Source organism: Methylibium sp. T29-B, assembly GCF_000576225.1.
Taxonomy (GTDB): Bacteria; Pseudomonadota; Gammaproteobacteria; order Burkholderiales; family Burkholderiaceae_C; genus Methylibium; species Methylibium petroleiphilum.
Map to the genome: position 1 here is coordinate 1 of NZ_AZSN01000179.1, position 6,759 is coordinate 6,759.

The following is a 6,759-nucleotide window of genomic DNA, read 5'->3' on the forward strand; positions in this document are numbered from 1 at the left end:
GGCCACGCCGCCCGCCTCCGCGGCGGCCGCGGGCGAAGCGGCCGCCACCACCCGGCCGGCGCCGCAGGGCTACTGGATCGGCCTGGCGGTGGGGGCCGTCGCGATGCTGGCCTACTACGCACTGCTGAGCTTCAACCGGCTCGAAGTCTTCAAGATGCTGCTGTCGAGCTTCTTCCCGCTGCTGGTGCTGATCACCGCGGTGCTGGGCTCGATCGTCTTCGGCCTGGCGACGCCCACCGAGGCGGCGGCGGTCGGTGCGCTCGGCGGTTTCCTGCTCGCCGGGGCCTACCGCCAGCTCAACCTCACGGTGGTGAAGGAGAGCGTCTTCCTCACCGCCAAGACCAGCGCGATGGTGTGCTGGCTGTTCGTCGGTTCGGCCATCTTCTCGGCGGCCTTCGCGCTGCTGGGCGGCCAGGAGCTGGTCGAGAACTGGGTGCTGGGCATGAACCTCACCAAGACCCAGTTCCTGATCCTGAGCCAGGTCATCATCTTCATCCTCGGCTGGCCGCTGGAGTGGACCGAGATCATCGTGATCTTCATGCCCATCTTCATTCCGCTGCTCGACAACTTCGGGGTCGACCCGCTGTTCTTCGGCCTGCTGGTGGCGCTGAACCTGCAGACCGCCTTCCTGAGCCCGCCGGTGGCGATGTCGGCGTTCTACCTGAAGGGCGTGGCGCCGAAGCACGTGACCTTGAACCAGATCTTCGCCGGCATGCTGCCCTTCATGGGCATCCAGATCATCGCGATCATCCTGCTGTACCAGTTCCCGGCCATCGGCCTGTGGTTGCCGGAGGTGCTGTACAAGTGAGCGTGAGAGCGAGCGTCGGCGACACCGCGGCGGTGCGGCAATGAACGCGAGGAACCCGGTCGAGTTCTATTTCGACTTCTCCTCGCCCTATTCCTACATCGCCAGCGAGTGGGTCGAGGCGGTGGCCGCGCGCCACGGCCGCACGGTGCGCTGGCACGCCATCCTGCTGGGGGCCACCTTCCAGGCGGCCGAGCTGAAGAGCCCGGTGTCCTACCCGGTCAAGCGCGAGTACGCGCTGGCCGATTTCCAGCGCTCGGCGCGCTTCGAGGGCGTGCCCTACCGGGCGCCCGAACGCTTCCCGATCCCGACCCAGAACGCCGCGCGCGTGTTCTGGTGGCTCGCCGACCGCGAGCCCGAGCGGGCGGCGGCCTGGGCCCATGCCGGGCTGCGCGCCTACTTCACGCGCGGCGTGGCGCTCGATGCGCCGGCGCCGCTGAAGGCGCTGTGTGCCGAGGCCGGGCTCGACGCCGAGGCGGCCGAGGCCGCCTGGGGCGACCCGGCCTGGAAGGCGCGGCTGAAGGCCGAGAACGACGCCGCGATCGCGGCGGGCGTGTTCGGCGCGCCGTCCTTCCTCGTCGACGGCGAGCTGTTCTGGGGCAACGACCGGCGGGCGCAGCTGGAGCGCTGGCTCGCCACCGGGCCGTTCTGAGTCGCGGCCTCAGCGCGGCGCGCCGTCGGCCACCCGCAGCGCGTGCTCGACATCGCCACGCAGGCGGCGCAACGCGGCCAGCTCGGCCTGCGGCGCCTGCAGGGCCGGGTAGAGCACCGCGAGCAGGCCACGCGCGGTCTCGTCCACGTCGACCGGCCGCTGCTGCAGCACGGCCTCCCACAGCAGGTGCTCCATCGGCCCCAGCACCAGGGTGCGCAGCAGGCGCAGCGGCACGTCGCGGCGGATCTCTCCGCTGGCCTGGCCGCGCGCCAGCAGGTCCATCAGCGGCGCGGTGTAGCGGCGCTGCAGCGGCGCGAAGGCATCGCCCAGCGCCTCCTGTCCCTTCGAGCGGCCTTCCGACAGCACCAGCGCGCACAGCCCGGTGCCCTGCGTCAGGAACAGCCGCAGGTGGGTCTGCACGAAGAACTCGAGCTGCGCGCGCGTGTCGCGCTCGCGCGGCAGGCCGGCCTCGATGGCGGCGATGATCTCGTCGTACCAGTCGCCGACCACGCGGGTGCACAGCTCGCGCTTGCCGCGGAAGTAGGTGAACACGGTGGCCTCGGAGATGCCCAGGCGCTGCGCGATCTCGGTCGTGGTGGCGTGCTCGTAGCCGCGCTCCGAGAACACCTCGCGGCCCACGCGCAGGATGTCGCGCACGCGTTGCTCGGACTTGGCGCTGGCCGGCGCGCGGCGGCGCGGGGCGGCAAGGGCGGACGGACGGTTCATCGTGGCGGCGGCAGCGGGGACGGCAGCGAGGGCACGCCGGATTGTCGGGGATTGGCAATCTTGAGTAAAGCTCAATTAATGCTTGATTCGCCTCAGACGACTCTCTAGAATGCTCGCTGATCCGACATAAAAGCGGTCGAGTCATTCGGTGTTCGCTAATTTTGAGTGAAACTCATGAATGACCGGCGCCAGGCCGCCGCACCGACCACCTGCAGCCCACGGGAGACCGACATGTCCAGCTTCACCGGCCTCGATATCGACCTCGGCGACACGCTGGTCATGCTGCGCGACAGCGTGCGCGACTTTGCCCAGCAGGAGATCGCGCCGCGCGCGGCCGACATCGACCGCGACAACCAGTTCCCCCCCGATCTCTGGCGCAAGCTCGGCGACCTGGGCGTGCACGGCATGACGGTGGGCGAGGCCTACGGCGGTACCGGCCTCGGCTACCTGGCGCACATGGTGGCGATGGAGGAGATCTCGCGCGCCTCGGCGGCCGTGGGGCTGTCCTACGGCGCACATTCCAACCTCTGCATCAACCAGCTGCACCGCAACGGCAGCGAAGCGCAGAAGGGCCGCTACCTGCCGACGCTGGTGTCCGGCGAGCACGTCGGCGCGCTGGCGATGAGCGAGCCCAACGCCGGCTCCGACGTGGTCAGCATGAAGCTGCGCGCCGAGCGCCGCGGCGATCGTTACGTGCTGAACGGCGCCAAGATGTGGATCACCAACGGCGGTGACGCCGACACGATGGTGGTCTACGCCAAGACCGAGCCCGAGGCGGGCGCGAAGGGCGTCACGGCGCTCATCGTCGAGAAGGGTTTCAAGGGCCTGAGCTTCGGCAGCAAGCTCGACAAGCTGGGCATGCGCGGGTCCAACACCTACCCCGTGTTCTTCGAGGACTGCGAGGTGCCGGTCGACAACGTGCTGGGCCAGGAGGGCGGCGGCGTCAAGGTGCTGATGAGCGGCCTGGACTACGAGCGCGCGGTGCTGTCGGCCGGGCCGCTGGGCATCATGGCCGCCTGCATGGACCTGGTGCTGCCCTATGTGCACGACCGCAAGCAGTTCGGCCAGAGCATCGGCGAGTTCCAGCTGATGCAGGGCAAGCTGGCCGACATGTACACCACCTTCTCGGCCTGCCGCGCGTACGTCTACGCCGTCGGCCAGGCCTGCGACCGCGCCGACCACAGCCGCTCGCTGCGCAAGGACGCGGCCGGCGCCATCCTCTACGCCGCCGAGAAGGCCACCTGGATGGCCGGCGAGGCGATCCAGGTGCTGGGCGGCAACGGCTACATCAACGAGTACCCGGCCGGGCGCCTGTGGCGCGACGCCAAGCTCTACGAGATCGGTGCCGGCACCTCGGAGATCCGGCGCATGCTGATCGGCCGCGAGCTGTTCGCCGAAACCGCCTGAGTCCCCCGGCCGAAGGAGCCCCGCGATGTCGACCCTGGTGTCCCGCCTCGATCCGCGCAGCGACGAGTTCAAGGCCAATGCCGAGGCGATGCGCCGCGGCGTCGACGACCTGCACGCGAAGCTCGCGCAGATCGCGCTGGGCGGCGGCGAGACCGCGCGCGCACGGCACGTGGCACGCGGCAAGCTGTTGCCGCGCGAGCGGGTCGAGCTGCTGCTGGACCCTGACACGCCCTTCCTCGAGATCGCCCCACTGGCTGCGATGGGCGTCTACCGTGACGCGGACGGCAGCGATGCGGCGCCGTGCGCCGGCGTGATTGCCGGCATCGGCCGGGTGGCCGGCGTCGAGTGCGTGATCGTGTGCAACGACGCCACCGTCAAGGGCGGCACCTATTACCCGCTGACGGTCAAGAAGCACCTGCGCGCGCAGGAGATCGCGCAGCAGAACCGCCTGCCCTGCCTCTACCTGGTCGACAGCGGCGGCGCCAACCTGCCGAACCAGGATGAGGTGTTCCCCGACCGCGACCACTTCGGCCGCATCTTCTACAACCAGGCGAACCTGAGCGCCGACGGCATTCCGCAGATCGCGGTGGTGATGGGCTCCTGTACCGCCGGCGGCGCCTACGTGCCGGCGATGAGCGACGAGACCATCATCGTGCAGGACCAGGGCACCATCTTCCTCGGCGGCCCGCCGCTGGTGAAGGCTGCGACCGGCGAGGTGGTGACGGCCGAAGACCTGGGCGGCGGCGACGTGCACACGCGCCTGTCGGGCGTGGCCGACCACCTGGCGCGCAACGACACCCATGCGCTGGCGCTGGCGCGCCAGATCGTCGGCCACCTCAACCACCGCAAGCCGCAGCCGCCGCTGCGGCGCGAACCGGTGGCGCCGGGCTACGACGCGGCCGAACTGCTGGGCGTGATCCCGACCGACACGCGCAAGCCCTTCGACGTGCGCGAGGTCATCGCCCGCATCGTCGACGGCAGCGAGTTCGACGAGTTCAAGGCGCGCTATGGCGCCACGCTGGTGACCGGCTTCGCGCACATCGAGGGCCTGCCGGTCGGCATCGTGGCGAACAACGGCATCCTGTTCTCGGAGAGCGCCAACAAGGGCGCGCATTTCATCGAGCTGTGCTGCCAGCGCAAGATCCCGCTGGTGTTCCTGCAGAACATCACCGGCTTCATGGTCGGCCGCAAGGTCGAGAACGAAGGCATTGCGCGCGCGGGTGCCAAGATGGTCACCGCAGTGGCCTGCGCCAACGTGCCCAAGTTCACCGTGATCATCGGCGGCAGCTTCGGCGCGGGCAACTACGGTATGTGCGGCCGCGCCTACTCGCCGCGCTTCCTGTGGATGTGGCCCAACGCACGCATCTCGGTGATGGGCGGCGAGCAGGCCGCCAGCGTGCTGGCCACCGTGAAGCGCGACGGCATCGAGGCCAAGGGCGGGCACTGGTCGGCCGAGGACGAGGCGGCCTTCAAGGCGCCGCTGCTCGCGCAGTACGAGACCCAGGGGCATCCCTATTACGCCAGCGCTCGGCTGTGGGACGATGGCGTCATCGATCCCGCCGACACGCGCCGCGTGCTCGCGCTGGGCTTGAGCGCCAGCCTGAACGCGCCGATCCCCGACGCGAAGTTCGGCGTGTTCCGCATGTGATGGAGGGCGCCGCGATGCCGCACAGCCAGGGTCACGCCGTATGAGCGCCGACACGACCGTCCGCCTGAGCCGACCGTCGGCCGCGGTGGCGCGGGTGACGCTGTGCCGCCCCGACGTGCGCAACGCCTTCAACGACGAGGTCATCACCGCGCTGACGCAGGCCTTCCGCGCGCTCGATGCCGACGACACCGTGCGCGTCGTCGTGCTGGCCGCCGAGGGCCCGGCCTTCTGCGCCGGCGCCGACCTGCACTGGATGCGCCGCATGGCGGACTACACGCGCGCGCAGGACCTCGACGACGCGGCCGGCCTGGCCGAGATGCTGCGCAGCATCGCCGGCTGCCGCAAGCCGACGATCGCGCGCGTGCAGGGCGATGCCTACGCCGGCGGCGTGGGCCTGGTGGCGGCCTGCGATCTCGCGGTGGCAGTGGACACCGCACAGTTCTGCCTCAGCGAGGTGAAGCTCGGGCTGGTGCCGGCGACGATCGGCCCCTACGTGGTCCGCGCGATGGGCCCGCGTGCCGCGCAGCGCTACACGCTCACGGCAGAGCGCTTCGACGCCACCACCGCGCAGCGCACGGGCCTGCTGCACGAGGTCGCGCCGGCCGAGGCGCTGGACGCGGCGGTGCAGGCTCTCGTCGACGCGCTGCTCGCCGCCAGCCCGCAGGCGCTGGCCACTGGCAAGCGCCTGCTGCACGAGATCACCGGGGCGCCGCTCGATGCGGCCCTGATCGCGCGCACCGTGGAGTTCATTGCCGATGCGCGCGCCTCGGACGACGGCCGCGAGGGCGTGCAGGCCTTTCTCGGCAAGCGCCGTCCGCGCTGGCAGGCGTGAAGGAGCGACGATGGAACTGCCGGCGGTGAACGCGCTCGACACCACCCATCTGATCGCGCTGGCCGCCGCGCTGGGCTGGGCCAGCGGCCTGCGGCTCTACGCGGTGCTCGCCATCACCGGGCTGGTCGGCTATGCCGGCTGGGTGCAACTGCCGCCCGGCCTGCAACTGCTGCAGCACCCGGCGATGCTGGCGGGCAGCGGCTTCATGCTGTTCGTCGAGTTCTTTGCCGACAAGATCCCCGGTCTCGATTCGCTGTGGGACCTGGTTCACACCGCGGTCCGCATCCCGGCCGGCGCGGCGCTGGCCGCCTCGGTGTTCGGCGCCGACCACGCCACCGCCGCGGCGCTGGCGGCCCTGCTGGGTGGCACGCTGGCCGCGACCAGCCACGTTGCCAAGGCGACCACGCGCGCCGCGGTCAACACCTCGCCCGAGCCGTTCTCCAACATCGGCATGTCGCTGCTCGGTGATCTGGCGGTGCCGTCGATGTTGTGGCTGGCGTTCGAGCACCCGGTGCTGGCGATCGCCGGCGTGGCCGCGGCCTTCGTCGGCATGCTGATCCTCGTGTGGCTGCTCTCGAAGTTCCTGGCGCGCTTGTGGGCCCGGTTGAAGATGCTGCTGGGTGCGGCGTCGGCCACGGCAACGGAGTCCCGTTGATGTTCAAGAAGATCCTGGTCGTCAACCGCGGCGA

Annotated in this window: 7 protein-coding genes; 6 read left to right on the forward strand and 1 reads right to left on the reverse strand. The window is 70.4% G+C overall.

Features of this window, described 5'->3' with window-relative positions:
- Together Y694_RS18725 and Y694_RS18730 are read left to right on the forward strand one after the other, a co-directional pair.
- Positions 1–808, forward strand: an 808-nt coding sequence (locus Y694_RS18725) for a TRAP transporter large permease subunit (protein ID WP_036235268.1), incomplete at its 5' end; no start/stop codon positions are given.
- 40 nt (positions 809–848) lie between these two features.
- A complete protein-coding gene (locus tag Y694_RS18730) occupies positions 849–1,457 on the forward strand; it encodes a 2-hydroxychromene-2-carboxylate isomerase (RefSeq protein WP_011830936.1) in 609 nt (202 codons plus the stop codon).
- Positions 1,458–1,466: 9 nt separating this feature from the next.
- Here Y694_RS18730 and Y694_RS18735 read toward each other — a convergent pair whose 3' ends face one another.
- Positions 1,467–2,183: a TetR/AcrR family transcriptional regulator gene (locus tag Y694_RS18735; protein ID WP_011830935.1), complete on the reverse strand. Its 717-nt coding sequence runs from the start codon at positions 2,181–2,183 to the stop codon at positions 1,467–1,469.
- A gap of 231 nt (positions 2,184–2,414) precedes the next feature.
- Between Y694_RS18735 and Y694_RS18740 the strand changes: the two genes are divergently transcribed.
- The 4 genes from Y694_RS18740 to Y694_RS18755 are packed head-to-tail and all read left to right on the forward strand — an operon-like array spanning position 2,415 to position 6,725.
- The gene (locus Y694_RS18740; protein ID WP_036235272.1) at positions 2,415–3,590 is read left to right on the forward strand and encodes an isovaleryl-CoA dehydrogenase; all 1,176 of its coding nucleotides are present in this window, start codon (positions 2,415–2,417) and stop codon (positions 3,588–3,590) included.
- 25 nt (positions 3,591–3,615) lie between these two features.
- Positions 3,616–5,238 carry a carboxyl transferase domain-containing protein gene (locus Y694_RS18745; protein WP_011830933.1) on the forward strand — a complete coding sequence of 541 codons (1,623 nt, stop codon included), beginning with the start codon at positions 3,616–3,618 and terminating at the stop codon, positions 5,236–5,238.
- Between the two features lie 40 nt (positions 5,239–5,278).
- Positions 5,279–6,070 carry an enoyl-CoA hydratase/isomerase family protein gene (locus Y694_RS18750; RefSeq protein WP_036235270.1) on the forward strand — a complete coding sequence of 264 codons (792 nt, stop codon included), beginning with the start codon at positions 5,279–5,281 and terminating at the stop codon, positions 6,068–6,070.
- A 10-nt stretch (positions 6,071–6,080) separates the two neighbouring features.
- Entirely contained in the window at positions 6,081–6,725 is a 645-nt protein-coding gene (locus tag Y694_RS18755) for a DUF4126 domain-containing protein (protein WP_011830931.1), read from the forward strand.
- The last annotated feature ends 34 nt before the right edge of the window (positions 6,726–6,759 follow it).

Coding starts and splice junctions, on each gene's coding strand:
- Y694_RS18750 (WP_036235270.1), top strand. CDS start 5,279: ATGAGCGCCGACACGACCGTCCGCCTGAGCCGACCGTCGGCCGCGGTG.
- Y694_RS18740 (WP_036235272.1), top strand. CDS start 2,415: ATGTCCAGCTTCACCGGCCTCGATATCGACCTCGGCGACACGCTGGTC.
- Y694_RS18730 (WP_011830936.1), top strand. CDS start 849: ATGAACGCGAGGAACCCGGTCGAGTTCTATTTCGACTTCTCCTCGCCC.
- Y694_RS18745 (WP_011830933.1), top strand. CDS start 3,616: ATGTCGACCCTGGTGTCCCGCCTCGATCCGCGCAGCGACGAGTTCAAG.
- Y694_RS18755 (WP_011830931.1), top strand. CDS start 6,081: ATGGAACTGCCGGCGGTGAACGCGCTCGACACCACCCATCTGATCGCG.
- Y694_RS18735 (WP_011830935.1), bottom strand. CDS start 2,183: ATGAACCGTCCGTCCGCCCTTGCCGCCCCGCGCCGCCGCGCGCCGGCC.